The organism is Streptomyces sp. cf386 (assembly GCF_900103585.1).
Lineage (GTDB): Bacteria > Actinomycetota > Actinomycetes > Streptomycetales > Streptomycetaceae > Streptomyces.
In genome coordinates, this window is the sequence record NZ_FNHV01000007.1 from 389,201 (window position 1) to 415,277 (window position 26,077).

Annotated in this window: 22 protein-coding genes; 10 read left to right on the forward strand and 12 right to left on the reverse strand. The window is 69.5% G+C overall.

The genetic code is table 11. From position 1 onward, the window contains the following. Nucleotides 1-16: 16 nt before the first annotated feature. From BLU79_RS20485 to BLU79_RS20520, 8 genes are all read left to right on the forward strand, one after another. Nucleotides 17-1,375: an ABC transporter substrate-binding protein gene (locus tag BLU79_RS20485; RefSeq protein WP_093907259.1), complete on the forward strand. Its 1,359-nt coding sequence runs from the start codon at nucleotides 17-19 to the stop codon at nucleotides 1,373-1,375. Nucleotides 1,376-1,483: 108 nt separating this feature from the next. Further along, on the forward strand, nucleotides 1,484-2,281 hold the full coding sequence (locus BLU79_RS20490) for a rhamnogalacturonan acetylesterase (RefSeq protein WP_093907260.1): 798 nt from the start codon (nucleotides 1,484-1,486) through the stop codon (nucleotides 2,279-2,281). Between the two features lie 60 nt (nucleotides 2,282-2,341). Then, nucleotides 2,342-3,667: a pectate lyase family protein gene (locus BLU79_RS20495; RefSeq protein ID WP_177001096.1), complete on the forward strand. Its 1,326-nt coding sequence runs from the start codon at nucleotides 2,342-2,344 to the stop codon at nucleotides 3,665-3,667. Nucleotides 3,668-3,758: 91 nt separating this feature from the next. After that, the gene (locus tag BLU79_RS20500) at nucleotides 3,759-4,883 is read left to right on the forward strand and encodes a pectinesterase family protein (RefSeq protein WP_093907261.1); all 1,125 of its coding nucleotides are present in this window, start codon (nucleotides 3,759-3,761) and stop codon (nucleotides 4,881-4,883) included. Nucleotide 4,884: 1 nt separating this feature from the next. Further along, nucleotides 4,885-5,931 carry a pectinesterase family protein gene (locus tag BLU79_RS20505; protein ID WP_093907262.1) on the forward strand — a complete coding sequence of 349 codons (1,047 nt, stop codon included), beginning with the start codon at nucleotides 4,885-4,887 and terminating at the stop codon, nucleotides 5,929-5,931. After that, complete coding sequence (locus BLU79_RS20510) at nucleotides 5,924-7,198, forward strand: pectate lyase family protein (RefSeq protein ID WP_093907263.1); 1,275 nt, start codon at nucleotides 5,924-5,926, stop codon at nucleotides 7,196-7,198. The genes BLU79_RS20505 and BLU79_RS20510 overlap by 8 nt, the downstream gene beginning before the upstream one ends. After that, nucleotides 7,185-8,345, forward strand: coding sequence for a dienelactone hydrolase family protein (locus BLU79_RS20515; protein ID WP_093907264.1), 1,161 nt, complete (start codon nucleotides 7,185-7,187; stop codon nucleotides 8,343-8,345). Before BLU79_RS20510 ends, BLU79_RS20515 begins: the two co-directional genes overlap by 14 nt. Nucleotides 8,346-8,386: 41 nt before the next feature. Next, nucleotides 8,387-9,502: a right-handed parallel beta-helix repeat-containing protein gene (locus tag BLU79_RS20520; protein ID WP_093907265.1), complete on the forward strand. Its 1,116-nt coding sequence runs from the start codon at nucleotides 8,387-8,389 to the stop codon at nucleotides 9,500-9,502. A gap of 70 nt (nucleotides 9,503-9,572) precedes the next feature. Here BLU79_RS20520 and BLU79_RS20525 read toward each other — a convergent pair whose 3' ends face one another. The 4 genes from BLU79_RS20525 to BLU79_RS20540 form a co-directional block, all read right to left on the reverse strand. After that, nucleotides 9,573-11,840 (reverse strand): ABC transporter permease family protein, encoded by a 2,268-nt coding sequence (locus tag BLU79_RS20525; RefSeq protein WP_093907266.1) that lies wholly within the window; start codon nucleotides 11,838-11,840, stop codon nucleotides 9,573-9,575. After that, nucleotides 11,837-12,457, reverse strand: a complete 621-nt coding sequence (locus tag BLU79_RS20530) for an ABC transporter ATP-binding protein (protein WP_256333394.1) — start codon at nucleotides 12,455-12,457, stop codon at nucleotides 11,837-11,839. Before BLU79_RS20530 ends, BLU79_RS20525 begins: the two co-directional genes overlap by 4 nt. A gap of 167 nt (nucleotides 12,458-12,624) precedes the next feature. Beyond that, the gene (locus tag BLU79_RS20535; RefSeq protein WP_093907267.1) at nucleotides 12,625-12,813 is read right to left on the reverse strand and encodes a hypothetical protein; all 189 of its coding nucleotides are present in this window, start codon (nucleotides 12,811-12,813) and stop codon (nucleotides 12,625-12,627) included. Between the two features lie 300 nt (nucleotides 12,814-13,113). Further along, nucleotides 13,114-15,312, reverse strand: coding sequence for a glycoside hydrolase family 43 protein (locus BLU79_RS20540; protein ID WP_093907268.1), 2,199 nt, complete (start codon nucleotides 15,310-15,312; stop codon nucleotides 13,114-13,116). 220 nt (nucleotides 15,313-15,532) lie between these two features. On the opposite strand from BLU79_RS20540, the gene BLU79_RS20545 reads away from it, so the two are divergent. Continuing rightward, nucleotides 15,533-16,687: a right-handed parallel beta-helix repeat-containing protein gene (locus tag BLU79_RS20545; protein ID WP_093907269.1), complete on the forward strand. Its 1,155-nt coding sequence runs from the start codon at nucleotides 15,533-15,535 to the stop codon at nucleotides 16,685-16,687. A gap of 279 nt (nucleotides 16,688-16,966) precedes the next feature. Here the strand turns inward: BLU79_RS20545 and BLU79_RS20550 are convergent, their stop codons facing one another. The 3 genes from BLU79_RS20550 to BLU79_RS20560 all read right to left on the reverse strand — a co-directional run bounded on the left by BLU79_RS20550 (nucleotide 16,967) and on the right by BLU79_RS20560 (nucleotide 19,310). Beyond that, a complete protein-coding gene (locus tag BLU79_RS20550) occupies nucleotides 16,967-17,797 on the reverse strand; it encodes a pectate lyase (RefSeq protein WP_093907270.1) in 831 nt (276 codons plus the stop codon). Nucleotides 17,798-17,880: 83 nt separating this feature from the next. Further along, the gene (locus tag BLU79_RS20555; RefSeq protein ID WP_093907271.1) at nucleotides 17,881-18,744 is read right to left on the reverse strand and encodes an anti-sigma factor; all 864 of its coding nucleotides are present in this window, start codon (nucleotides 18,742-18,744) and stop codon (nucleotides 17,881-17,883) included. After that, the gene (locus tag BLU79_RS20560) at nucleotides 18,741-19,310 is read right to left on the reverse strand and encodes a SigE family RNA polymerase sigma factor (RefSeq protein WP_093907272.1); all 570 of its coding nucleotides are present in this window, start codon (nucleotides 19,308-19,310) and stop codon (nucleotides 18,741-18,743) included. The genes BLU79_RS20555 and BLU79_RS20560 overlap by 4 nt, the downstream gene beginning before the upstream one ends. A gap of 257 nt (nucleotides 19,311-19,567) precedes the next feature. Between BLU79_RS20560 and BLU79_RS20565 the strand changes: the two genes are divergently transcribed. Next, nucleotides 19,568-21,019: an NCS2 family permease gene (locus BLU79_RS20565; protein ID WP_093907273.1), complete on the forward strand. Its 1,452-nt coding sequence runs from the start codon at nucleotides 19,568-19,570 to the stop codon at nucleotides 21,017-21,019. A gap of 1 nt (nucleotide 21,020) precedes the next feature. Here the strand turns inward: BLU79_RS20565 and BLU79_RS20570 are convergent, their stop codons facing one another. From BLU79_RS20570 to BLU79_RS20590, 5 genes are all read right to left on the reverse strand, one after another. Further along, nucleotides 21,021-22,466, reverse strand: a complete 1,446-nt coding sequence (locus BLU79_RS20570; protein WP_093907274.1) for a peptidoglycan D,D-transpeptidase FtsI family protein — start codon at nucleotides 22,464-22,466, stop codon at nucleotides 21,021-21,023. A gap of 55 nt (nucleotides 22,467-22,521) precedes the next feature. Beyond that, nucleotides 22,522-23,184: a response regulator transcription factor gene (locus BLU79_RS20575; RefSeq protein ID WP_093907275.1), complete on the reverse strand. Its 663-nt coding sequence runs from the start codon at nucleotides 23,182-23,184 to the stop codon at nucleotides 22,522-22,524. A gap of 56 nt (nucleotides 23,185-23,240) precedes the next feature. After that, nucleotides 23,241-24,506 (reverse strand): sensor histidine kinase, encoded by a 1,266-nt coding sequence (locus BLU79_RS20580; RefSeq protein WP_093907276.1) that lies wholly within the window; start codon nucleotides 24,504-24,506, stop codon nucleotides 23,241-23,243. After that, nucleotides 24,503-25,504 (reverse strand): hypothetical protein, encoded by a 1,002-nt coding sequence (locus BLU79_RS20585; protein ID WP_093907277.1) that lies wholly within the window; start codon nucleotides 25,502-25,504, stop codon nucleotides 24,503-24,505. Before BLU79_RS20585 ends, BLU79_RS20580 begins: the two co-directional genes overlap by 4 nt. A 98-nt stretch (nucleotides 25,505-25,602) precedes the next feature. After that, complete coding sequence (locus tag BLU79_RS20590) at nucleotides 25,603-26,073, reverse strand: GNAT family N-acetyltransferase (RefSeq protein ID WP_093907278.1); 471 nt, start codon at nucleotides 26,071-26,073, stop codon at nucleotides 25,603-25,605. Nucleotides 26,074-26,077 lie beyond the last annotated feature (4 nt).

The following is a 26,077-nucleotide window of genomic DNA, read 5'->3' on the forward strand; positions in this document are numbered from 1 at the left end:
AAGAGAGAGCCGACCAATGAAGATCAGCAATCGCAGGAGCAGAGGCGGGCGCCGCACGTCGGCCGCCGTCGCCCTGAGCGCCGTGCTCGCCCTGACCGCCACCGCCTGCGGTGACGACGGCAGCGGCACGGGCGGCGACAAGGGCGCCGAGGGCAGCGGCAAGGGGAAGATCGTCTTCTGGGACAACAACGGCGGTGTCCGCACCGACATCTGGAAGGAGATCATCGCCGACTTCGAGAAGGCGAACCCCGACATCAAGGTCGAGTACGTCGGGATCCCGTCCACCGACTACCAGTCCAAGGTCGACACCGCCCTCCAGGGCGGCGGCCTGCCGGACGTCGGCGGTGTCGGCGCGGCGATGCTCGCCGGGTTCGCCGCGCAGAACGCGCTGGAGCCGCTGGACGACCGGCTCGCCAAGTCCTCCCTGAACGGCAAGCTCAACGAGGACATGGTCGCTTCGCTGAAGGCCGCGGGCGGTGGTGACGGCAAGCTGTACTCGGTGCCGACCTCCGCGAACAACGGTGTGCTGTACTACCGCACCGACCTGTTCAAGAAGGCCGGGCTGGACGAGCCGACGACCTGGGACAAGTTCTACGAGGCCGCGGAGAAACTGACCGACGCCGGGAAGAACGAGTTCGGGTACACCATCCGTGGCGGTTCCGGGTCCATCGCGCAGGCGCTGGACGCGATGTACGGGCAGTCCGGGATCACGTCCTTCTGGGACTCCAGTGGTGAGAAGACGACCGTCAACGACCCGAAGAACGTGGCCGCGCTGGAGAAGTACGCGGCCCTGTACAAGAAGGTCACTCCGGCCGCCGACCTCAACAACGACTTCACCAAGATGGTCGCGCAGTGGGATTCCGGCACGATCGGAATGCTGAACCACAATCTGGGGTCGTACCAGGACCATGTGAAGGCGCTGGGTACGGACAAGTTCCGGGGGATTCCGCAGCCGGTCGGCTCCGCCGGTAAGCGGGTTCAGGTGTCCAACCCCGTTGATGGGATGGGGCTGTTCAAGAGTTCCAAGAACAAGGAGGCCGCCTGGAAGTTCATCGAGTTCGCCACGTCGCAGGCGGAGAACTCGAAGTTCAACGAGGCGGCCGGGCAGGTGCCTTCGAACAACGACGCCGCCAAGGATGCGTGGATTTCGAAGGCCGAGCCTACGAAGCTGGCTGCGGCTGCCTTGACCGACGGGTCGACCACCATCGTGCAGCTGCCGTACTACCTGCCTGACTGGAACACCATCTCCAAGGCTGACAATGAGCCGGGGTTCCAGAAGGTGTTGAACGGGGACCTGAGTGCGAAGGAGTTTCTGGACACGGTGGCCGGTCAGCTGAATGAGGCTCAGGCCGAGTGGACGGAACGGAACGGCTAAGAGCTCGTTTGCTTTCTGTGCGTGGCCGGCTGCGGGTTGTGTGTGGCCGGTCGCGCAGTTCCCCGCGCCCCTGGGGGTTGCACTCCCCGCGCCTGAAAGGGACCCTTTGTGTCTCTCACCCGTAGACAGGTCACCGTGGCGGCGCTGGCCGCCGTTCCGCTCGGTGCCGCGGCCGCCGGTACCGCCCAGGCAACTCCGCGCCATCGCACTCTCTACATCGCCGGTGATTCCACCGCCGCTCAGAAGTACGCCGACGCCGCGCCCGAGACCGGGTGGGGCATGGCGCTCCCCTTCTTTCTGCACAAGGACCGGCTCGTTTCCAATCACGCTGTGAACGGGCGCAGTTCAAAGAGCTTTTTCGATGAAGGGCGGTTGGATGTCATTCTTGCCGCCATCCGGCCCGGCGACTTCCTGCTGATCCAGTTCGCGCACAACGACGAGAAGGCCACCGATCCCGCTCGGTACACCGAGCCCTGGACGACGTATCAGGACTATCTGCGGCTGTACATCGACGGCGTGCGGGCCCGGGGTGCGCGGCCGGTGCTGGCCACGGCTGTCGAGCGGCGGCGGTTCGACGCCGACGGGAATGCCCTGCCGACCCATGGCGACTATCCGGCGGCGATGCGTGCGCTCGCGCAGGAGGAGCGCGTGGCGTTGCTCGACGTCCAGGCGCTGTCGCTCGCGCTGTGGCAGCGGCTCGGGGTCGAGGAGACGAAGAAGTACTTCAACTGGACCGCCACCGAGCAGGACAACACGCACTTCAACCCGCCCGGCGCGATCGCCGTGGCGCGTCTCGTGGCGCGGGAATTGCTGCGTACGCGGGTGCTCGGCCCGCAGGACGTGCGTCGGCTCGGCGAGGAGATCCCGGAGTCCTGGATCACCTGGCCGGAAGCCTCTGCCGCTTAGACCAACCCGCCGCTCAACCACCCACCGGATCGCAGAGATCGCAGAAGAGAGAGCCGCACAATGAACGCACAGATATGGCATGGGCATGCCACAAAGATCTCCGCCAAGAGGGCCGCTGTTCTGATCGGCTGCACCGCGCTCGTCCTCGGGCTCACCGGCACCGGAGCGGAGGCCGGGCCCCGTGACCTCGGCCGTCAGGTTCTCGGCGCGGGTGACGGCTGGGGCTCGGAAGGGGCGGGGACGACCGGTGGGTCGGCCGCCGACGCCGAGCACGTCTACACCGTCACCACCTGGGCCGAGTTCAAGGCCGCGTTGAAGGCCGGCGGTGACGCGCCGAAGATCATCAAGGTCGACGGCATGATCGACGCCGTCTCCGAGGGCTGCGAGGCCTTCGTCACCGGCGGCTACGACCTCCAGCAGTACCTGAAGGACTACGACCCGGCCGTCTGGGGCAACGACGAGGTCGCCAGCGGCCCGCAGGAGGACGCCCGGGTCGCCTCCGCCGCCAACCAGGACACGGAGATCAAGGCCAACGTCCCCAGCAACACCACCATCGTCGGCGTCGGCAGGAACTCCGGCATCCTCGGCGGGAGCCTGCAGATCAAGGGCGTCTCGAACGTCATCATGCGCAACCTCACCATCGAGGCCCCGCTCGACTGCTTCCCCAAGTGGGACCCGACCGACGACAACAAGACCGGCAACTGGAACTCCGAGTACGACGCCGTCGTCGTCTACGGCACCGACCATGTGTGGCTCGACCACAACACGTTCACCGACGGCCGCTACCCCGACAGCGAGCGGCCGGTCTACTTCGGCAAGAGGTTCCAGCAGCACGACGGGCTGACGGACATCGTGCGCGGCTCCAACTACGTGACCGTGTCCTGGAATCGCTACCAGGACCACGACAAGAACATGCTGATCGGCAACGGCGACGGGCTCGCCTCCACCGACGGCGGCAAGCTCAAGGTCACCATGCACCACAACCGCTTCGACGGGATCCTCCAGCGCTCCCCGCGCGTGCGGTTCGGGCAGGTCGACGTCTACAACAACCAGTACGTGGTGACCGAGGAGCAGAAGGACGACTACTACGTCTTCGGTGTCGGCATCTCCTCGCAGCTCCACGCCACCGACAACGCGATCTCGCTGCCGGCGGGCGCGAGCGTCGGCAAGGTGCTGAAGAAGTGGAACGAGTCCCCGCTGACCGCCGAGAACAACTACGTCAACGGCAAGCTGACGGATCTCATCGCCGTCCACAACGCCGAGATCCCGGCGGAGACCCTCCAGTCCGGTGCCGGGTGGACACCGACCCTCCGGACCAAGGTCGACAACCCCAAGGCCGTGCCGGGGATCGTCAACCGCTGCGCGGGCGCCGGCCGTCTGGGCTGACGCACTCAACGGGGGAGGGGCGCACGGCAGGCCCTGGCGCCCCTCCCCGGCAACCCCCCCAGCACGAGCCGCCCCGCGAAGGAGCACCCGCATGCCCTCGCCCCACCTCCGACTTCCCCTGTCCAGAAGGGGATTCCTCACCGCGAGCGCCGGCACCGCGCTCGCCCTCGCGCCGTTCCCCGCGCGAGCCGCCGCCCGCCCCTGCCCCTTCGGCCGGTACGGTTCACCGGCCGCCCGCCTGACCCCGCAGACCCGCTACGTCGACCAGTCAGGCCAGGGCGACTTCACCACCGTCCAGGCCGCCGTGACCGCAGCGACCGGCAGCGGCTGGACGCTGGTCATCGCGCCGGGGACGTACCGCGAGACGGTCGCCGTCGACGTCACCCGTACGGAGATGACCTGGCTCGGCGCCGGCGGGGACCCGCGCGACGTCGTCATCGTCTACGACAACGCGGCCGGTACCCCCAAGCCCGGCGGCGGCACCTACGGCACCACCGGCTCCGCCACCACCCTCGTCCAGGCCGACGGTTTCACCGCCCGCGACCTCACCTTCGCCAACGACTGGCTGCGTGCCGACCACCCCGGCATCAGCGGCACCCAGGCCGTCGCCATCAAGGTGCAGGGCGACCGGTCCGCGTTCCACCACTGCCGGTTCCTCGGCCACCAGGACACCCTGTACGCCGACTCCATGGCCCTCGGCGTCTTCGCCCGTCAGTACTTCGCGCACTGCTACGCGGAGGGCGACGTCGACTTCGTCTTCGGGCGGGCCACGGCCGTGTACGAGCACTGCCACTTCCGGACCCTGACCCGGACCGATCTGTCGTCGGCTCCGTACGGCTTCGTCTTCGCACCCTCGACGGCAGGTTCCAACCCGCGCGGGTACCTGGTGACCCGGAGCCGTATCACCAGCGAGGCCCCGGACGCGTACTACAAGCTGGCCCGCCCCTGGGTGCCCAGTTCCGACCCCACCGCCCACCCGTCGCTCACCGTCCGCGACACCCACCTCGGCCCCGGCATCGACGCGGTCGCGCCGTACACCAACATGTCGGAGTCCTTCCCCTGGCAGGAGCAGCGGTTCGCCGAGTACCGCAACACCGGGCCGGGCGCGAAGATCACCGTCCCGGAGAACCGGCCCCAACTCACCGCCGTGCAGGCCGAGTCGGCGACTCGTGAGGCCTACCTCGGCGACTGGACGCCGTGGAAGGGGGGTCGCTGAGATGCGCAGGCGGACTCTTCTGGCCGGGATGGCTGGGATCGCCGGGATCTCCGGGGGACTGGTCGCGGCCGGGTCCCCCGCCTTCGCCGGTGGTGCCGGCCGCCGGGTGCTGCACGTTCGGCCCGGTGACTCCGTGCAGGCGGCCGTGGACGCGGTGGACGGGCCCGGCCGGACGGTCGTCGTGCATCCGGGGACGTATCGCGAGGTGGTGAAAGTCCCCGCGGAGAAGGCCGAGTTGACGCTGCGCGGCGCGACCGGGAACCCGCGTGACGTCGTCATCGTGTACGACAACGCGAACGGCACCCAGAAGCCGGACGGTTCCGGCACGTACGGCACCGCGGGCTCCGCCACCTTCACCTCGGCCGCCCCCGGCCTCACCGTCCGTGACCTGACCCTCGCCAACGACTGGCTGCGTGCCGACCACCCCGACATCACCGGCACCCAGGCGGTGGCGGCGTATGTCACCGGCGACCGGTCGTCCTTCGGACACGTCCGCTTCCTGGCCCACCAGGACACCCTCTTCGTCGACACGACCGCGCTCGACGTCTTCGACCGGCAGTACTTCCGGCACTGCTCCATCGAGGGCGACGTCGACTTCGTCTTCGGGCGGGCGACAGCCGTCTTCGAGGAGTGCCATTTCCGCACGTTGGGACGGGACGTGGACTTCCTCCCCAAGGGCATGGTCTTCGCTCCGGCCACCGCCCGTGCCAACCCGTACGGCATCCTCGCCGTCCGCTCCCGCATCACGTCCGGCGCCGAGGACGGGGCGTACAAGCTGGCCCGGCCCTGGGTGCCGTCGTACGAGACGACCGCCTGGCCGTCGCTCGTCGTGCGGGACACCCGGATCGGGCCGGGGATCGACGCGGTGGCGCCGTACACCAACATGCGGGAGCAGTACCCCTGGCAGACCATGCGGTTCCGGGAGCACCGCAACAGCGGGCCGGGTGCGGTGATCACGGTTCCGGAGAACCGGCCTCAACTCGGCGCCGCTGACGCGCGGTTGCACACGAGGAGCGCGTATCTCGGGGACTGGCGGCCATATGCGTAGGGTGGCCGCACTCCTCGTCTGCGCGGGCCTGCTGTGGCCCGCTCCCGCCGCCTCGGCGGCCTCCGCCCGGGAACCCGTCGGCTGGGCCGCCACCGGCCCCGGCACCACCGGCGGCGCGGGCGGCTCGACCTGGACGGTGCGCACCCGCGCAGAGCTCAAGGAGGCCCTCGGCAACCGCGGCGACCCGACCGCACCCAAGGTGATCCGGGTCGTCGGCGACATCAACGGGCATGAGGCGGACGACGGTTCGCTGCTCGGCGAGCAGGACTACGCGCCCGGATACGACCTCGCCAAGTACATGTCCTGCTTCGGCGAGGACGGCGCCGAGTGGTCCGACACCCGCTACGACCACTGCAAGCAGCAGCGCCAGCTCCGCCAGGCCGGGTCGGCGAAGGAGAAGGCGCAGATCCAGCTGACCGTGCCGAGCAACACCACGCTCGTCGGTGCCGGGGACGACGCACGGCTCCTCGGGGTGTTCCTGACGGTCAACACCGGCACGAACATCGTCGTACGGAACCTCCACCTCGAAGCGCCCGTCGATCACTTCACCACCTGGTCGCCGGGCGACGGGACGCGGGGAAGCTGGAACGCCCGCTTCGACGCGCTGACCGTGATCACCGGCAGAAACATCTGGATCGACCACTGCACCTTCACCGACGGCCGCTTCCCCGACCTCGAGGCACCCCTCGGCTTCCACGGCGAGCGCGTCGGGCGGCACGACGGGCTGCTGGACATCGAGGACGGCTCCGACTTCATCACCGTCTCCGACAGCCGTTTCACCGACCACGACAAGGCGATCCTCGTCGGGTCCGGCGACGGGCGCGGGGACCGCGACCGGGGCCACCTGAAGGTGACGTTCCTGCGGAACCTCTTCACCGACATCGCGCAGCGCGCCCCACGCGTCCGCTTCGGGCAGGTGCACGTCGTCAACAACGTGCACCGCGGACGGGCCGACGGCACCGTCTACGCCCTCGGCGTCGGCGTGGAGTCCGCGATCTTCTCCGAGCGCAATGTGTTCCGGTACCGGCAGGGGGCCGCCGACCTCGCCGTCGCGGACTACGGCGGCGACCGCTTCCACGACACCGGCTCCTGGTTCAACGGCCGCCCCGCGCACCTGAACGCGGTCGCGAGCGGTCTGGGTCTGTCCGGCGATGTCGGCTGGGACCCGGCCGAGGTCTACGACTACCGGACCTTCATGTCTGTTTCGGCGATCGAGGAGTACGTCGTCCGCCACGCCGGTACCGGGAGGCCGTATGAGCGGCCATGACGCCGTGGGACGCCGGGCTTTCGTGGTCGGGGCCGGGGCGGCGGCGCTGTTCGCCGGGGGAGCGGTGAGCGGGGCGGAGGCGGCCGTGGTGGAGGGTCCGCTGCCCGATTTCCACCCCGCCCTCAAGGACGGGCTCACCTTCCCGCTCGCCTGGGGACGGTCGCCGATCCGCGACTTCCGCGCCTGGCGCCGAGCCGCCCGCGCCGAGGTCGAGGAGCACCTCCTCGTCGCACGCGAGGACAGGACGCCGTACGCACCCGAATTCGCCGAAGGACCCCAAGGAGACGGATACGGAAGGGAGTTGGTGACCCTCGCCCTCACCCCGTACGAACGCGTCCGCGGCGCCCTGCTCACCCCGCACGGCACCGGCCCCTTCCCCGCCGTCCTGCTGCTCCACGACCACGGTGCCAAGTTCGACATCGGGAAGGAGAAGCTGGTCCGCCCCTGGTACGACGACACGCGGCTCGCCTCGGCGCAAGCCTGGTCGGACAAGTACTTCAGCGGACGCTTCGTCGGCGACGAACTCGCCCGGCGCGGCTACGTCGTCCTCTGCCTGGACGCCCTCGGCTGGGCCGACCGCGGCCCGCTCGCCTACGACCAGCAACAGGCCCTCGCCTCCAACTTCTACAACCTCGGCTCCTCGCTCGCCGGACTCATGGCCCGTGAGGACGCCCGCGCCGCCGGATTCCTGGCGGGCCTCGGCCGCGTGGACGCCCGCCGGGTCGCGGCCGTCGGGTTCTCCATGGGCGCCTACCGCGCCTGGCAGACGGCCGCGCTCAGCGACGACATCGCCGCCGCGGTGAGCGTCGGCTGGATGACCGGCCTGAAGGAAATGATGGTGCCCGGCAACAACACCCTGCGCGGGCAGTCGTCGTACTACATGCTCCACCCCGGGCTCGCCCGACATCTCGACTTCCCCGACGTGGCGAGCATCGCCGCCCCCAGGCCGATGCTCTTCCTGAACGGCGGCCTCGACCCGCTGTTCCCCGCCGACGGCGTCCGCGTGGCCCACACCAAGCTGCGCGCTGTCTGGCGGTCCTGCCACGCCGAGGAGCGGCTGCGCCTGAAGACCTGGCCGGACCTCGGCCATGTCTTCACCGCGCCCATGCAGGACGAGGCCTACGACTGGCTCGGCTCCGTCCTGTGAACCGTCCCCCCCCCACCCGCACGAGAGAGGAACCGCTCCCCATGTCTCGTCGTCGCATCGCTCTCACCGCCCTGGCGGCCCTGCCCCTGGGCACCGGTCTGGCCGTCCTCCCCACCCAGGCCCAGGCCGCGACCGTGGTCGTCAGCAACTCGACCGACCTGTCCAACGCCCTCAAGAACGCCACCGCCGGCACCGTCATCCAGGTCCGAGGCGGCACCTACTACCCGACGGCCACGCTCCAGTCCACGGCCAACGGCACGTCCTCGGCGCCGATCACGCTCACCCCGTACGGCTCGGAGACCGTGAAGATCGACGGCTCGTCGCTCCCCGACGGCGACTGGATCTTCAAGCTCACCGCCGACTACTGGAACGTCTCGGGCATCACCTTCCAGAACTCCCCGGACAGCGCGGTCGTCTGCCAGTCCTGCACCGGCACCAACTGGAACAACATCAAGACCATCAACGGCGGCGACTCGGGCTTCACGCTCACCGGGGACGGCACCGTCAACAACACGGTCCGCAACATCGACTCCTACGGCCACTACGACGCCGCGGGCCACGGCGAGAACGCCGACGGCATCGCCGTGAAGTTCGGCTCCGGCACCGGCAACCTCATCACCGGGGCCCGCCTCTACAACAACTCCGACGACGGCCTGGACTTCTGGTCCTTCTCCTCGCCCGTCACCGTCGAGCACACCTGGGCCATGGGCAACGGCAAGAACCGCTGGTCAGACTCCGCGTTCGCGGGCGACGGCAACGGCTACAAGCTGGGCGGCGACGGCGAGACCGTGGCCCACGTCATCAACAACTCCGCCGCCTGGGACAACGCCGGCAACGGCTTCACCGAGAACAGCAACAAGGGCGCCATCGTCATCAACCGCACCACCGCCTACGCCAACGCCAAGTGGGGCTACTACTTCGCCACCGGCGCGGCCCGCCTCGGCAAGAACCTGGCGGTGAGCAACGGCGGCGGCCAGGTGAACAAGGGCTCGTCGGTGGTCTCGGCCGGGAACAACTGGGACTCCGGGATATCGACTCCCGCGTTCCGGTCGACGGATGCGTCGAGTACGTACAACGCGCGCAGTTCCAGTGGCACTCTGCCGGCGACGACCTTTCTGACGACGGGGAGTTCGACCATCGGGGCGACGATGGACTGAGCTGTCGGTGACGGACGGAAGCGGGCCGGAGGATCACGTCCTGCGGCCCGCTTCCGTCGTGTACGGCCCGTCAGTCCCGGCGGATCAGTTCGGGGTCGATGCGGCGGCCTACCAGGGGGAGGGTGCCGACGATCGCGATGGCGAGGACGCCGAGGGAGGAGGCCAGCAGCACGGGTACACCCGCGCCGTCCCAGAAGATCTCGCCGCCGCCCGTGACCAGGTAGGCGGTCTCGGCCAGCTTGCCCGAGACCAGGGCCAGCAGCAGGCCGATCGCGAGCGGCAGGACGACCTGCAGGCACTGCACCGTGCGCAAGGTGCCGGCCCGGGCTCCGATGAGAGCGAGGGCGGTGACCTGGGACCGGCGTTCCACGGCCCGGTCGGTGACCGACACGAGGAACGCGGCGACGCCGATGACCAGACCCATCACCATGCCCAGCACGAGGAGCGTCTTGATCACCGTGAGCTGCTGCAGGGCCTCGACGTTGACGCCCGTCGGATCCACGTCGGCCGTCGGCGCGATCGCCCCGATCTCGTCCAGGACCGCGCGTACCGTCGCCGGGTCGGAGGAGGAGGCGAGGACGAGCGTGGCGGACGCCGGGACGGCGCCGGGCGGCAGCTTGCCGGGTGGCACGAGGATGCCGGTGCCCGGCAGGTTCGTCACCCCCTGACCCGCGAACAACACGGTGTCCTTCGGCACCGGGATGCGCAGGGTCATGCGCTTGCCGTCCTTCTTCAGTGTGTAGGTGGAGGCCTTGAAGGGCTCGTCCCCGGTGTTCGGGTCCGACAAGCGCATCACCTCGCCGTCCACACAGCCCTCTACCCGCCGGGTCAGCGCGGCGAGCTGGGCGCAGGTGGCGACCAGGGCGGTGGCCTGGTCGTCGTCGGTGTCGCTCTGGAGATCATTGTCGAAGTCCATGACGACGGCAGCCACGTCCACGCCGGGAATCTCGCGCAGCCGCTGCTGCTGGTCCCGGTTCAACTGGGACAGCTGCAAGCCGTATTCCTGGGTCGGCGAGGAGCTGCGCGAGACCTGGCTCAGCTCGACCAGGACTCCCTGCGCGAGGGACGCCGAGAACACCAGCAGCACCAGGCCGGTGACCACACGCATCGCGCTGCCGGGCTCGACCTCGTTGCGCCGCATCGCCAGGTTGAGGGCGAGGTTCCCGGAGCGCGCGAGCCGCTTGGCCAGGAGGTACGACAGCAGCGGCAGCGTCAGGACCAGACCGAGCCCGGTCAGCAGCACACCGGCCGGCACCAGCAGGGCGTTGATGCCGGTGCTGCTCGCGGGATGGTCGGTCAGGCCGGTGGCGCTGAAGCCGACGACGATTCCCAGGCCGGTGGCGAGCAGCAGCCCGCCCCAAACGCGCGGCGCCCTGGGGGCGGCGACCCGACGGGTGGCGAGCGGGTTCCGGGCCGCCGCCCGGGCGCTCGCCCGGCCGACGAACCAGGCAAGCAACGGGCACCCGAGCAGGCAGATGGCCATCGTCTGCCCCGAGACCGCACCGTCGGCGGCGTACCACTTCAGGCCGGGCAGGCCCGTCCTGGCGACGATCTGGTTGAGCAGCCAGAACTCCGCGAGACCGAGGGCCGCACCGAGCAGGGCCGCCACGACGGTCTCGGCGGCGTTGACCCGCTGGGTGCCCTTGGCACTGAGGCCGAGCAGCCGCAGCGCCGCGAGCCGCCGGTTGCGGCTGGCGGCGGACAGCTTGGCGCACACCGACAGGAAGACGGCGAGTGGCAGCAGGACCAGGGTGGCCAGGGTGAAGCGGAGGATCTCCAAGGTGGAGGGGTCGACGGCCCAGGTGGGCGGGTACTCGCTGCCGAAGCTCTTCAACGCCCGGGCACCGTCGCCGAGTTGGGCACGGGTGGTGCCGACGTAGGCGTACAGCTCGTCGGGGTCGGTCAGACCGGCCGCGCCGATCAGACCCTTCTCCGTGCCGGGCAGCAGGCCCTTGAGGCCGGGCTCGCGCTGGAGCTGGTCGTGCAGGGCGGGGGAGACGTACACCTCGCCCGGGCCGGGCAGCTTGCTCAGGCCGGGCGGCGGCGCGGGCGTGTCCTGTGTACCCAAGGCGATGAAGACCCGACCGAACGGCCTGGAGCCGTGCGGGTCCCGGAACTCCTGCACCAGGCTCCGCTGACCGGTCGGCTCACCGGCGTAGACCCGGGGGTCACGGGTGGCGGTCCGCCCGTCATGGGCATCGAGGATCGTCGGGATCGTGAGGACGAGGGCGAGACAGCACACACCGAGTGACCCGCCCAGGGTCATCAGCACAAAGCGGGCGCGGTTGCCTCGGCCGGATCCGAACAGCAGCCGCAGGCCGAGCAGGAACTCCCTCATCCCGCCGCTCCCACGGGGGCGAGCACGCCGTCGGCCATCGTGTAGCGGCTGTCGGCCTGCGCGGCCACCGTCTGATCGTGGGTCACCAGAAGCACGGCGGTGCCCTGCGAGCGGGCCAGGTCCAGGAACTCCTTCAGAACGGTATCGGCGTTGGCACTGTCGAGTGCGCCGGTCGGCTCGTCCGCGAACACGACAGCGGGCTTGTGCACCAGGGCCCGGGCAACGGCGACGCGCTGGTTCTGCCCGCCGGACACCTGGGAGGGCCGCCGCTCACGCAGATCGGCGATCCCCAGCCGGTCGAGCACCTCTTCGGCGGCCTTGAGCGCAGGCCGCTTGCGCTGGCCGGCGAGCCGCAGCGGCAGGGCGGTGTTCTCCTCGATGGTCAGCTCGGGCAGCAACTCGCCGTACTGGAAGACGAACCCGAACCGCTCCCGGCGAAGGGCGCTGATCTCCTCGTCGTCCAGGTCGGTGTAGGCCTGCCCCTCGAAACTGATCCGACCCCGCGACGGAGGCAGCACCCCCGCCAGGCAGTAGAGCAGCGAGGACTTGCCGGAACCGCTCGCCCCGGTGATCGCCGCGACCTCGCCTCGGGCAAGCGCGAGGTGGGCGTCACGCACGGCCGGTGTGGAGCCGTAGGAGAACTCGATGCCGCTCGCGGAAAGGATGTGTGATGTGTCTGACGTACTGGTACTGATCGTGTCCCCCGGGAGCCGGAGGGCCCCGGCGGTCAGACCGGGGCCCAAGGGTGTGCTGTGACTGGACGGTTCAAGTCGTCCAGTCTGGCCTAGCGGCTGTAGTGCTTCGTCCCCGAGCAGTTGTCGGGGCGCAGCGAGCCCCGGTCACGGCGGGCCCGTACCCAGACGTCATCGGTGTGCAGCGCGGCACCGTCGTAGACCAGCTTGTCCAGCGAGACGGTCTTCTTCTGCTTGCCGTTGAAGCGGTTCCAGTCGTAGCCCTCGACCTTGACCTGCATGTAGACGTTGTGCCCGTCGTTGGGGCTGGCGTCCTTGAACTTGCCCTTCCAGTCGAAGGCCCCGTGGTTCGTGTGCGCGGGCTCGAACTTGGTTTTCCTCCCGTTTTTCCCGACGTCAAACCTTGATCATCGGGCGCTGGGAACGTTGACACGCTGAGATCGCAAGTTGATTGGGATTTTGATCAAGCTGGATTCATCCGCGCGTTCATTTGCGGATGCCGTGCACATCCTTTACAGACACCGCCCGAACGGGAGGGAACCCGAGCCCCCGTTTTCGCATCCCGTCGGGCACCCGAGGGCTCACCGCCGCACAGGCCTGATCCCCTCCAACGTAGGCACCACCGCCTCGATCGCCCCGTCCGCCGCGAACGTCATGCGGTCGACGGTCGTCTCCCGGTGCATGCCGTCACCCCCCGGCTTCCCGGGCCCGTTCAGGGCGAACCGGTGATAGACGATGTACCAGTCGTCCGTGCCGGGCGTGTTCACCACCGAGTGGTGGCCGGTGGCGAGGATGCCGTACTCGGGGCGCTTCTGCAGGATCGTGCCGCGCTTGGTCCACGGGCCGAGCGGGGACGGGCCGGTCGCGTACGCCACGTGGTAGTTCTCGCTGCGGGTGTCGTCCTCGGACCACATGAAGTAGTAGGTGCCCTGACGCTTGATCACGAAGGAGCCCTCGCGGAAGTTGTCGGGCGTGATGTCCCGCACCTTCGACGCGTCGAACGACACCATGTCGTCGTTGAACGGGACGACGTAGCCGTGACCATTGCCCCAGTACAGGTACGACGTCCCGTCGTCGTCCGTGAAGACGGCCGGGTCGATCATCTGGCCCTTCAGTGAACCGCCCTTGGCGACCAGCGGCTTGCCCAGCGCGTCCTTGAAGGGGCCGGCGGGGGAGTCCGCCACCGCCACGCCGATCTGCTGCTCGGCGCAGAAGTAGAAGTAGTACTTGCCGTCGCGCTCGGCGATCGCCGGGGCCCAGGCGTACTTGTCCGCCCACGACACGTCCGGCCCGAGGTCGAGGATGACGCCGTGGTCCTTCCAGTGGACCAGGTCCTTCGACGAGTACGCCTTGAACCGTGTGCCGCTCCAGCCCTGGAAGCCGTCCGTCGTCGGGTAGATCCAGTACTCGCCGTTCAGGTAGTGCACGTCCGGGTCGGCGTTGAGGCCGGGCAGGACCGGGCTTCCGGTCCGGACCGCCTCGACCGTCCAGGTGCGCTTCGCGCCGTCCGCCGCCGTCACGGTGTACTTCTGCGGCTTGCGGAAGTCGCGCCGGGTGCCCGAGCGCGGCGTGATCGTCGCGCCCTCACCGACCCACAGCTTCGGTGCCAGGCGCGCCAGGTCGGCGTCCGGCCGCATCGGCAGGACGACCTTCGAGGCGCTCTCGGTGACGATCGCGTACCCCTTCTGGTCCGTCACCGTCGCGTCCATCACCGAGGCGGCGCTCGCGGGATACGCGGCCAGCAGCCGGTCGTACTCCGCCTGCGTCACCGGGATCACCGTGCCGTGCCGGGGACTTGCGGGCAGTTGGTAGTTCTGCGACGGCGTCCACTTGCCCGAGTCGAGGTCGGTCGTCTCGAAGGGGACGTAGCCGCGGCCGCCGTACTCGTCTATGAACAGGTACCACTTCTCCTCGGCGTTCGACTTGAACACCGTCGGGCCCTCGCCACGCTCCATCGCACCGCTGCCGATGCAGTCGGCCACGAAGTCGTACGACGTGTCCGTCAGGCTCGTCGACTTCTCCGCGGTGATGAACTTCGAGCAGGGACTGGAGGAGCCGGGGTCCCGTTCGTCCTTGGTGTAGCGGTAGTAGGTGCCCTTGTGCTGCACGACCGTCGAGTCGATGACCGAGTAGCCGGGGTCGTCCCAGACCTTCGGCTCGCTGAAGGTGCGGAAGTCCTTGGTGGTCGCATACAGCATCTTGTTGTACGTCGATCCGGTGTGGTCGGGGTCGTCGGCCGCGTAGAGCTTCGACGCCCAGAAGACGACGAACTCGCCGAGGGTGTCGTCCCAGTAGGCCTCCGGCGCCCAGGTGTTGCCCGCGTTGTCGGGGGAGACCTTCACCTGGCGCTGGTCGGTCCAGTGGACCAGGTCGGTGGACTCCCACACCATGATCGACTTGCTGCCGTGCCGCTGGACCTGGTCCCAACTGCCGCTGCTGTTCTGGTACATCCGCAGGTCGGTGGCGATCATGTAGAACTTGTCGCCCTCGGGGGAGCGGATCACGAACGGGTCGCGCAGGCCCTTCTCGCCGATCGTGGAGGACAGGACCGGCTTCCCGGCGTTCAGCTCACGCCAGTGCAGCGGGTCGTTGCCGCGGCTGAGGGCGTAGCGGATCTGCTCGCCGTCGGCGGTGCCCTCGCCGGTGAAGTAGGCGAAGAGGTAGCCGGCGTACCGGGGTTGCTTCACGGGTGGTGCTCCTGACTGGGCGGTGCTGGGCGGGGCGGTGAGGAGAGCGAGCAGCAGCGAGAGACAGGCGACGAGGAGGGTGCGTGGACGCATATCGCTCCTTGTGGGGGTGTGGGGGTGTGGGGGTATGGGGGTTTCTGTTGGTCGGTGTGCGCGCCCTCGGAGTGTTGCCAGAGGGAAACAGCACGTCAATCGGTGAGTGCGGGATGAGGAGCAGCGAAAGTTTCGGTCGATTTCGCTGAGGTGCGGCAACCTCTGCACGGCGCGGCGACCACTGCAGGGCATCTCTCGTCCCCCAGGAAAGGAACGCCCCGTGCGTTTGAGCACCGGTCGCCACCGCAGGACACGCACCCTCTCGATCGCCGCCGCGGTGGCCGTCTCCGCGGGGGCGGGCGGCGTCTACCTCGGCCTCTCCGGCGGCGGTGCCGAGGCCGCCTCGACGACGGTCACCGTGGCCGGCACCGCCCAGCTGGAGTCGGCCGTCAAGAACGCCGTCGCCGGTACGACCATCCAGCTGCGCGCCGGTACCTACCAGCCGACCGCCACCCTCAAGTCCACGGCGAACGGCACGAGTTCGGCACGGATCACGCTGCAGGCGTACGGCAGCGAGAAGGTGAGGATCGACGGCTCCAAGCTGCCCGACGGGTCCTGGCTGGCCGGGATCTACGGCGACTACTGGACCGTGCAGAACCTCACCTTCCAGAACTCCCCGGCCCAGGGCTTCGTCGCCACGTCGTCCGTGGGCGGCGTCTTCAAGAACCTCGTCACCGCGAACAACGGCGACTCCGGGTTCACCCTGCGTGGGGACGGCACGACCGGCAACCTCGTGCAGAACCTGGACAGTTACGGCAACTACGACCCGGCCGGGCACGGCCAGAACGCCGACGGGATCGCCATCAAGTTCGGCTCCGGGGCGGGGAACAAGGTCACCGGGGCCCGCCTCTACAACAACTCCGACGACGGCATCGACCTCTGGCAGTTCTCCTCGCCGGTCACCATCGAGCACACCTGGGCCTTCGGCAACGGCAAGAACCGCTGGGGCGACTCGGCCTTCGAGGGCAACGGCAACGGGTTCAAGCTGGGCGGCGGGGGCGCCTCGGTGGCTCATGTGGTCAACAACAACGCGGCCTGGGACAACACGCTGCACGGCTTCACGGAGAACTCCAACACCGGGGCGATCGTCCTCAACCGCAACACCGCGTACTCCAACGCCGAGACCGGGTTCTACTTCGCCACCGGCAAGGCGCGACTGGCCCGCAATCTCGCGGTCGGAAACAAGAAGGGGCTGTCCAAGCTGGGTTCGTCGACCGTGTCGGCGGCCAACAACTGGGACAGCGGCGTGGCGACCCCGTCCTTCAAGGCCACGGACGCCACTACGGCTTACGGCGCCCGCAAGGCGGACGGCTCGTTGCCGGCGACCACCTTCCTCACCACCGGCTCGACCACGATCGGTTCGACGATGAATTGAGAGTCACTAGAACTGTGAGCCGGTAGAACCGAGAACCCCCCAACAGAACGCCCCGCCGGTCGTCACCGGCGGGGCGTTCTTCTGCTGACCGAGGGGGGCTCAGGCCAGCAGGTCCAGGAGGTGGCCGTCGGCCACGCACTGCTCAATACTCACGCGCTCACGCACTGCTCGCTCACTACTACAGACGTCGATCGTGAACCTGTGGTTGTCCCCCTTGTGGGAACCTCTGGTGAGGGAACGCGTCGAGGGTTGTGTGGGAGCCGTGGGGGCGGCCGTGACTCACTGGTACGCGATGTCGGACGAGGAGAACTTGCAGGAGGTCCCGTCCGGTCCGGTGCCGAGCTCCTTCGGCTCCTTGCCGCTGCTGTTGCCCTCGAAGCGGGTGCAGGTCTTGACCTTCTTGCCGCCGTCGCCGTGGATGCGGATCTTGCGCAGCGCCGCCGTGTCGCCGTAGTTGGAGTTGATGCCGACGATCGACTTGCCGGGCGCGGTGACGTCCACGTCGTTGATGATGATCGTGCGCTTGTACTGCGTGGAGCAGTTGCCGCAGGAGCGCACCAGCTTGCCGAAGTTCTCCACCTGGAACTTGGAGACGACGAGCTTGCCCGCGCCGTTGAACTGGAGCGCCTTGTCGTCGGCGTTCCTGGCGCCGCCGCCGTACACCGTGTACACCGCCGAGGACGACTTGCCCTTGAAGGTGGCGGCGTCCTCGCCGACGTCCAGCCACCAGACGTTCTGCAGGGTGCAGGAGCCCATGCAGTGGACGCCGTCCGCGGCCGGGCTGCCGATGACGACGTTCTTCAGGACCGCGCCGTCGGCCAGCTCGAAGATCGGGTCCTGGCCCTCCTCCTGGCCGCTGCCGCCCAGGTCGCCGGTGCCGTAGAACTTCGCCATCCTGCCGTCGTACGTGCCCGACACCGGGATCGACTTCGACACCGGCTTGCTGCCGTTGGGTGTCGGCCAGGACGCGGCGGCACCGGCGGTGGACATGAGCGTCGTGGTGACGATCGCCGCACCGGTGATGCCGAGAGCGGAGGCTCCGGCGATCAGCGCCCGTCGCTTCGTGACCTTGCGGCGGTGGCTGACGCGCTGTTCGGCTCGTGCTGTCATTACCCGATTCCTTGCCTGGGGGATCGTTGCGACTCTTGGTCGCCCCCGGGTGAAGGATGGGTTGCCGCGTGCTCGGGATTCTTTTACGAATCCCCTTCATCTGTAGTGGAGTTGTCGTCGTGGCCCGCGAAGTCGCCTGCCACGGACAGCTGTTCACCGCCCGCCGTGGCCGTCATGGCATAGCTGTCACGCTGCGCGTCCCGGCCGCCGCGCTCATGGTCGTACTGCCCGGCGAACACCCACTCGCCCGCGCGGACCGTACGGCCCTCCTTGAGCACCCAGGTGTAGACGAGGAAGCCGTCCTTCTCCTCGACCGTGAGCGCGAAGTCGTCCTCGGGCAGTGAGCGCCAGGCGCCGGTGGAGGTGACCCCGCCGGTCTGGGCGACCTTCAACCGGACGGTGAGCGCGGTGAGTTGCTCGCTCGTCTTGAGGGTCAGATTGCTCTGCGCCCAGAAGTCGTTGCTGTGCGGATCCACCGAGCCGTCCGACCACAGCGGGCCGTCCCCCTCGCCCTTGGCGGCGGGCGGATCGACCGGGGTGGTGGGCTGCGCCGGGGGTTTCGTGGTCTCGCGGGAGTCCGGGCTGTCCTCGGGGGTCGGGTCGGCCGGCGGGGCCGGTGGGACCGGGGCGCGGCTCGTGGCGTCCGGGGACGGGGCGGGCGTCGGCGACGTGGCCACCGTCTGCTGGGGGGTGTCGTCCTTCACGGCGGACGCCACCGCGTAACCGCCGACCGCGAGGACACCGGCCACCGCGGCCGTCGCGGTCACGACCCGGAACCAGCCGTAGGCCGGCGGCAGGGTCACCCGGTGGTCGCGGCGGGGCTGCCCGGAGGGGTCCGCCATGCCCCGCTCGACACGGGCCAGGATCCGCTCGCGGTTGGGCTGGTGCGTCTCGGCCGCCTCGTGCAGCCGGGCGCGCAGTTCGTCGTGCACGTCCCGCCGCATCATCGGTTCCTTCCTCCGGCGTTCCCGGTGCGGGCCATCGCCGCCGCGTGCACCCTGAGCGGAGCTCCCTGGGTGCCGAGCAAGCGTTGCAGCTCGGCCATCCCCTTCGAGGTCTGGCTCTTCACCGTACCGACCGAGATGCCCAGAGCGAGCGCGGTGTCCTTCTCCGAGAGGTCGAAGGCGTGCCGCAGCACCACACAGGCGCGTTTGCGGAACGGAAGTCTACGCAATGCCTCCTGGACGTCGACGACGCCCGCCACGTCCGGGTTCTCGGTCTTCTCCTCGCGCTGCGACCAGAACAGCGCGATCCGCCGCCGCTCCCGGACCGCGCTGCGGATCCTGGTACGGGCCAGGTTGGCCACCACCCCGCGCGCGTACGCCACCGGATGGTCGGCCGCGCGGACCCGGTCCCAGCGGTGCCACAGGGCCAGCAGCGCGTCCGCCGCCAGATCGTCGGCGGCGTCCGCCTCGCCCGTCAGCAGATGGGCCAGGCGCGACAGTTCGGCGTAGTGACGGTCGAAGAAGGCGTGGAACTCCACGGAGGCGGCGTCGTCGACGACCGTGCCCACGGGCGACCCCTCCTGCCTGTGCGTGCGTGTGTGTCATGTGAATGACATGTGATCTTCCGGAGATCATCCGGATGAGATGCGGAAGCGTAGCAGTGATGGCGCGAGCGGTTCGTACGAGGCTTCGAACGGCGTATGGCAGGCCGTACGGTGAGCAGCCCTGATTCCGTAACACGGGGAAAACCTGAAACGCGTTCAACGCGGGAACAATCCAGCCAGCATCCGCACACCGATCCGTCAGGCACCAAGGAGCGAGAGCCATGTCCGAATCCCAGAAGGTGGCCGACCGGCCAAGTGCCACGCCACCAGGCGTGAACAGCGTCGACCGGTTCTTCAAGATCTCCGACCGGGGATCCACCTTCGCCCGTGAGATACGCGGCGGCCTCGCCACGTTCTTCACGATGGCCTACATCCTTGTCCTGAATCCCATCATCCTGGGCAGCGCGAAGGACAAGTTCGGCCACCAGTTGGATGCCGTCCAACTCACCACCGCCACCGCCCTGGTGGCCGCGGTCATGACGATCATCATGGGCGTCGGCGGCAACCTCCCGCTCGCCCTCGCCGCGGGCCTCGGCCTGAACGCCGTCGTCGCCTTCCAGATCGCCCCGCTGATGTCCTGGGACGACGCGATGGGTCTGGTCGTCCTCGAAGGCCTGCTGATCTGCGTGCTCGTGGTCACCGGGCTGCGCGAGGCCGTCATGCACGCCATCCCGCAACCGCTCAAGCAGGCGATCAGCGTGGGCATCGGCCTGTTCATCGCCTTCATCGGCTTCGTCGACGCCGGGTTCGTCAGCCGCATCCCGGACGCTGCGAACACCACCGTGCCGGTTCAGCTGGGCGGCACCGGCACGCTCACCGGGTGGCCGATCCTGGTCTTCTGTCTCGGAGTTCTGCTGACGATCGCCCTGCTCGCGCGCAAGGTGAAGGGCGCGATCCTGATCAGCATCGTGACCATGACGGTCCTCGCGATGATCATCAACTCGATCGCCGACATCAAGGTCTGGGGCCTGACCACGCCGGCGTGGCCCGACAAGGTGGTCGACACCCCCGACTTCGGACTCATCGGCGACTTCAGCCTGTTCGGCGCGTTCGGCCAGACCACCGCCATCACCGTCGTCCTGCTGATCTTCACGCTGGTCCTGTCCGACTTCTTCGACACCATGGGCACGGTCGTCGGCGTAAGCGCCGAGGCCGGTCTCCTCGACGAGCAGGGCAAGGTGCCGAACCTCGGGCGGGTGCTGCTGATCGACGGCGCCGCGGCGGCGGCCGGTGGTGCGGCGTCCTCTTCCTCCGCCACCTCCTACATCGAGTCGGCGGCGGGCGTCGGCGAGGGCGCGCGTACGGGCTTCTCCAACCTGGTCACCGGTGGTCTGTTCGGACTTGCCCTGTTCCTGACCCCGCTGCTCACCATCGTCCCGCTGCAGGCGGCGGCGCCCGCGCTCGTCGCCGTCGGGTTCCTGATGATGACCCAGGTCAAGCACATCGACTGGGACAAGTACGAGATCGCCATCCCGGCGTTCCTGACCATCGCCGTCATGCCGTTCACGTACTCGATAACCAATGGCATCGGGGCCGGGTTCGTCGCCTACGTCGTGATCAAGACGGTGCTGGGGAAGGCGAAGGAGGTCCACTGGCTGATGTGGGGGACCTCGGTGCTGTTCCTGGTGTACTTCGCCATCAACCCGATCGAGCAGATCCTGGGCGTCAAGTGAACTAGCTCTTGAGTGCCGCCTCCATCACCTTCTTGGCCACGGGGGCGGCCAGCCCGTTACCGCTGACCTCCGACCGCGCCGCGTCCGACTGCTCCACGACCACCGCCACGGCGACCTCCTTGCCGTCGGCCTTCCCGTACGACGTGAACCAGGCGTACGGCGTCTTGCTGTTCTTCTCGCCGTGCTGGGCCGTGCCCGTCTTGCCGCCCACCGTCGCGCCCGAGATCTGGGCGTTCGTGCCGGTGCCCTCCTCGACGACCGTCTGCATCGCCGACTGGAGCTGCTCCGCGGTGTCCGAGCTGACGATCTCCTTCGTGCCGGCCCGGTCGTCGTAGTTCTCCAACACATCCCCACCGCTGTCGGTGATGCGGGACACCATGTGCGGCGAAACCAGCTTGCCGTCGTTGGCTATGGCCGCCGACACCATGGCCATCTGCAGCGGGGTGGCCGTGACGTCGAACTGGCCGATGCCCGACAGGGCCGTCTGCGCCTTGTCCATGTCCGAGGGGTACACGCTGGTGTACGCCCGCACCGGCACGTCCTGCTCCTCGTCGTTGAAGCCGAACTTCTCGGCCATCGCCCTGACCTTGTCCTGGCCCAGGTCGACGGCCATCTTCCCGAAGACGTTGTTGCACGAGTACTGCAGGGCCACCCGGATCGAGGCGTCCTCACAGGGGGCGGACGGGTTCTCGTTCGTCAGGTCGCTGCTCGACTGCGGCAGGTCGTACGGGTTCGGACTGTCCGTCTTGTCGTCCACCGACGAGTACAGCCCGTCCTCCAGCGCGGCCGCCGCGACGACCAGCTTGAACGTCGAACCCGGCGGCAGCGGCTGGCGCAGCGCGCGGTTCGTCATCGGCTTGTCGGCGTCCTTGGTCAGCTCCTTCCAGGCGTCCGAGTCGCCCGTGGTGATCCGCGACGGGTCGTACGACGGAGTGGAGGCGACCGCCAGGATCTTCCCGGTGGTGGAGTCGATCGCGACGGCGGCGCCCTTCTTGTCGCCGAGCGCGTCGTACGCCGCCTTCTGCACATCCGGGTCGATCGTCGTGATCACGTTGCCCGGGTCGGACCGCTTGTTGGTGACCGTGTCGAGCACGCTCTTCAGGCGGGTGTCGGTTCCGTCGAGCAGATCCTGGTAGACGCCCTCCAGCTGGGTGGCGCCGTATGCCTGCGAGCTGTACCCGGTCACCGCCGCGTAGAGCGAGCCGTCCGTGTACGTCCGCTTGTACGCGAGGTCGCCGCTCTTCGTCCGCGCCGAGCCGGTGATCGCCTCGCCGCCCACGACGATGTTGCCGAGCGGCTCGCTGTACAGCGCGATCGTGTTCCGCCGGTTGTGCTTGTCGTCCGCGAGGGCCTGGCCTTCGTAGAACTGCACCCAGGTCGCCCTGACCAGCAGAGCGAACACCAGCAGCAGCGTGAAGACGGACACCCGCCTGATCGTCTTGTTCATCCCACTCGACAAGACGAGCGGGATGAGGGCAATCGTTCCCTTGCGCCCCGTTTTCTCATCGAGCGTTCATGAAGCCCGCCTCGTACGCGGCGATCACGGCCTGGGTGCGGTCCCGGGTGCCCGTCTTCGCCAGAACCGCCGCCACGTGCGACTTCACGGTGGCCGGACCGACCTCCATCCGCCGCGCGATCTCCGCGTTGGTCAGGCCCTGTGCCATCAGCCGCAGCACATCGCTCTCGCGGCCCGTGAGCCGCGCCACCCAGGGCGGAGGCGTGGGGCACGCGCGCGCGTGCTCGGCCGCGAGGCCGCGTACGGCCGACGGGAACAGCAGGGTGTCGGTGTGCGAGACCAGCCGTACGGCCTGGACGAGCACGTCGGCCTCCGCCCGCTTCAGCAGGAACCCGGCGGCCCCGGCGCGCAGGGCGTCGTACACATAGGAGTCGTTCTCGAAGGTCGTGACGACCACGATCCGAGGCGGGTCGGTGAGCGTGGCGAGGATCTGCTCGGTGGCGCGGATGCCGTCGATCTCGGGCATCCGGACGTCCATGAGGACCACGTCGGGCCGCAGCTCCCGCACGACGGACACGGCCTCGGCGCCGGTCGCCGCCTCCCCGACCACCTCCAGGTCCGGCTCGGCGGAGAGGATGGCGCGCAGGGCGGTGCGCACCATGCGCTCGTCGTCGGCGAGGACGATCCGGATGGTCGGGCGGGGCGTCATGCGGGTCCTTTCATGGGCGGTCGGGGGTCCTTTCACGGGCGGTCGACGCGTCCCTCTCACGGGCAGTCGACAGGTCCCCTCATCGGCAGCCGCACGTACAGCCGCCACGTCCCCTGCTCGGCGCCGGCCACCGTCGTCCCGCCCAGCAGCCGCGCCCGGTCGGCGATGCCGCGCAGGCCGTGCCCGCCGCCGGGGCGGCACTCTCGGGCGCAGTCCACGGGATTCTCGACGGTGATCCCCAGGTGCCCGTCGGCCACCTCGATCCGCAGCAGCACGGTCACCCCGGCACCGGCGTGCTTGAGGGCGTTGCTCAGCCCCTCCTGCACGATCCGGTAGGCCTCGCGGGAGAGGACGGGCGGCAGGGCCTCGCCGTCGGCGGTGACCTTGGCCGTCACCCGCAGTCCGGCCGCGCGCGTGCGACGCAGCAGGCCGGCCAGGTCGGTGGCGAGGGTGGGCGCCGGGGCCGTACCGGGTGTGTTGCCCTCCCTCAACACGCCCAGGACGGCGTCGAGTTCGCCGACCGAGCGCCGGGTCGTGTCCTCGATCGCGGCGAGGGCCTCACGGACGAACTCCGGGTCGCTGTCCAGGACCCGGCGGGCCGCGCTCGCCTGGAGGGTCACGGCGCTGAGGGCGTGGCCGACGGAGTCGTGCAGCTCGCGCGCGAGCCGGTTGCGCACGGCGAGGTCGGCGGCGCGCGCCTCGGCCGCCGCGAGCCGGTCCTCCGGCGTGGGCCCGAGCAGCGCGGGCGCCCAGCGGGCGAGGAGCGTGCCGGAGACGGCCGCGCAGCCGGCGAGCGCCACCATGGTCGCCACGCCCGCGACCGGCGCGAGCGCCAACACCCAGGTGTGGTCGAGGGCTTCGGGCAGCCCGACGAGTTCGGCGCCGCCCAGCCGGACCAGCAGCGGCAGCGCGACGAGGAAACCGGCGAACGGCGGCACCGCCAGCGACATCCCGGAGATGATCCCGCCGAACCCGAGATGCAGCGTGAACCAGGCCGCCGCCCGCCCCTTCGCCGCCCGCGACCGGGCCGGCCCGTGGGCGAGCAGGCCGGAGTCCACCCCGCACAGCGACCGCACCGCACCCGCCTCCAGGGACCTGGTCAGCGGGAACAGGACGGCGGTGATCGTGGCGAGGGGCAACCCGACGGCGAAGGAGAGGAGTTGCAGGGGCAGGTCGTTGAAGACGTACCGGGAGTCGGTGGCGGGGCCGACGACGAGCTGGCCGACGAAGACGTACGGCATGGCGAGCGCACCGCCGAGGATCAGATGGATCCAGCGCCGGCGCGCCCGCCGCCCGAACAGGAGTCGCGCGAACCTGCTCACGCCGTACGGGACTTCCGGCTCGCGGCGCGCTCCGCGAGGAAGTGGACGCCGAGGCTGGCGACGAGGATGCCGACGATCATCTGGCCAGCGTAGGTGAGGCTCAGCACCGGTGTCGGGCCGTCGGCCATGTCCGTGAGCGGGGCCAGCGACAGCCAGGCCGCCCAGCAGACCGTCGCTGCCGAGCCCACCCAGGCGAGGGCGAGGGGCAGCCGGACGGGCAGGGTCCGGCCGCGCCGGAAGGCGAGGAGGAGACCGCCGGTGACGGCCATGGCGAGGAACACGGCGGACAGGGCCTCCATGACGTAGAAGCCGCTGGTGCGGTCGGCGAGGTGGGCCTCGTCGAGCCCGGCGGTGCCACCGCCCGCCCACAGCACATGGACGATGAGCGGCGGCAGCGCGCAGCCGGCAGCCGCCACGGCGACGGCACGCTGGGCCGCCCCGATGATGCCGACCGGAAGCTCCCAGACCCGCCCCTCCCACAACCGTCCCCAGCGGTCACGGGCGTAGAGCACGAGCAGGGCGCCGAGGGTGAGCCCCTGCACGATGAACCCGGTGTAGACGACCCCGAAGACCCAGGCGTCGAGGAACGGTTCACCACCGGCGGCGGTGGTGTTCGCGGGCCCGCCGAGCGCGTCGACGGCGACCTGGAGCGGAAACCCGGCCATGATCGGCGCGAGCAGCCCGGTGGCCACCCACGCGGGGAGGGCGAGCAGCCACGCGGGCACCCGCAGCCCCCACGGCCGGGTCAGCACCAGCGCGAGCACGATCACGGCCGCGTCCATGAGCACCGTGACACTGTTGGCGACGGCCACGCTCGCCCGGTGCTCCAGCAGGGAGCTGCCGTCCGGGATGCCGATCCGACTCCCCGCGATCCAGGCGGCCTTGAGCGAGAGATACGGCGCACAGGAGACGATGGCGACGGCTCTCAGGGCGCGACGGGGCCGGCTGAGACCGACGGCGTGCTCGGTCTCTGGGGCGGGAGCGAGTGTCTGCGTCATGCGTCCACGCTCCCGCGAGGGCCCGGGCGGGCACCTCCTTCGCGCCGATGATCCGTCTCCGCCGGACGGGGGAGAGCCCCTCGGCCCAGCCCTCCCGGTCAGCCCTCCAGATGCAGCACGAACTCGTCGATCTCCTCGCCCCGCGCGTTCGCGAAGCCCCTGGCCCGCGCGGTCACCCGGAACCCGCACTTGGCCAGCACCCGCAGCGAGCCCTCGTTGTCCGCAGCCGCCCGTGCGTACAGCGGGCGTTCGGGGACCTCGGCGAGCAGCCCCCGCAGCGCGGCCGTGGCGACACCCCGGCCCCAGTACGCGCGGTCGACCCAGTAGGTCACCTCCCGCTCGCCCGGCTGCCCGTAGACGGCCGCGCTGCCCACCACGTCACCGTCGGCCAGGATCGTGCGCAGGACGTCCGGCGAGGACCGGATCCGTTCCCAGTGGGCGTCGAAGGCGTCCCGGTCCGCCGGGTCCTTGGGGGTGAAGGCCGCCATGCGCAGGGCCTCCGGGTCGTTCATCTGCCGGTAGAAGACGGGCAGATCGCTGTCGTGAACCGCGCGCAGTTGCACATCCATGGAG

What these genes read in the sequence shown, in the direction of transcription:
- BLU79_RS20495 (WP_177001096.1), top strand. Translation starts at nt 2,342, where the DNA reads ATGAACGCACAGATATGGCATGGGCATGCCACAAAGATCTCCGCCAAG.
- BLU79_RS20525 (WP_093907266.1), bottom strand. Translation starts at nt 11,840, where the DNA reads ATGAGGGAGTTCCTGCTCGGCCTGCGGCTGCTGTTCGGATCCGGCCGA.
- BLU79_RS20575 (WP_093907275.1), bottom strand. Translation starts at nt 23,184, where the DNA reads ATGACGCCCCGCCCGACCATCCGGATCGTCCTCGCCGACGACGAGCGC.
- BLU79_RS20590 (WP_093907278.1), bottom strand. Translation starts at nt 26,073, where the DNA reads ATGGATGTGCAACTGCGCGCGGTTCACGACAGCGATCTGCCCGTCTTC.
- BLU79_RS20565 (WP_093907273.1), top strand. Translation starts at nt 19,568, where the DNA reads ATGTCCGAATCCCAGAAGGTGGCCGACCGGCCAAGTGCCACGCCACCA.
- BLU79_RS20585 (WP_093907277.1), bottom strand. Translation starts at nt 25,504, where the DNA reads ATGACGCAGACACTCGCTCCCGCCCCAGAGACCGAGCACGCCGTCGGT.
- BLU79_RS20485 (WP_093907259.1), top strand. Translation starts at nt 17, where the DNA reads ATGAAGATCAGCAATCGCAGGAGCAGAGGCGGGCGCCGCACGTCGGCC.
- BLU79_RS20555 (WP_093907271.1), bottom strand. Translation starts at nt 18,744, where the DNA reads ATGATGCGGCGGGACGTGCACGACGAACTGCGCGCCCGGCTGCACGAG.
- BLU79_RS20540 (WP_093907268.1), bottom strand. Translation starts at nt 15,312, where the DNA reads ATGCGTCCACGCACCCTCCTCGTCGCCTGTCTCTCGCTGCTGCTCGCT.
- BLU79_RS20550 (WP_093907270.1), bottom strand. Translation starts at nt 17,797, where the DNA reads ATGACAGCACGAGCCGAACAGCGCGTCAGCCACCGCCGCAAGGTCACG.
- BLU79_RS20500 (WP_093907261.1), top strand. Translation starts at nt 3,759, where the DNA reads ATGCCCTCGCCCCACCTCCGACTTCCCCTGTCCAGAAGGGGATTCCTC.
- BLU79_RS20510 (WP_093907263.1), top strand. Translation starts at nt 5,924, where the DNA reads ATGCGTAGGGTGGCCGCACTCCTCGTCTGCGCGGGCCTGCTGTGGCCC.
- BLU79_RS20520 (WP_093907265.1), top strand. Translation starts at nt 8,387, where the DNA reads ATGTCTCGTCGTCGCATCGCTCTCACCGCCCTGGCGGCCCTGCCCCTG.
- BLU79_RS20515 (WP_093907264.1), top strand. Translation starts at nt 7,185, where the DNA reads ATGAGCGGCCATGACGCCGTGGGACGCCGGGCTTTCGTGGTCGGGGCC.
- BLU79_RS20570 (WP_093907274.1), bottom strand. Translation starts at nt 22,466, where the DNA reads ATGAACAAGACGATCAGGCGGGTGTCCGTCTTCACGCTGCTGCTGGTG.
- BLU79_RS20535 (WP_093907267.1), bottom strand. Translation starts at nt 12,813, where the DNA reads ATGCAGGTCAAGGTCGAGGGCTACGACTGGAACCGCTTCAACGGCAAG.
- BLU79_RS20505 (WP_093907262.1), top strand. Translation starts at nt 4,885, where the DNA reads ATGCGCAGGCGGACTCTTCTGGCCGGGATGGCTGGGATCGCCGGGATC.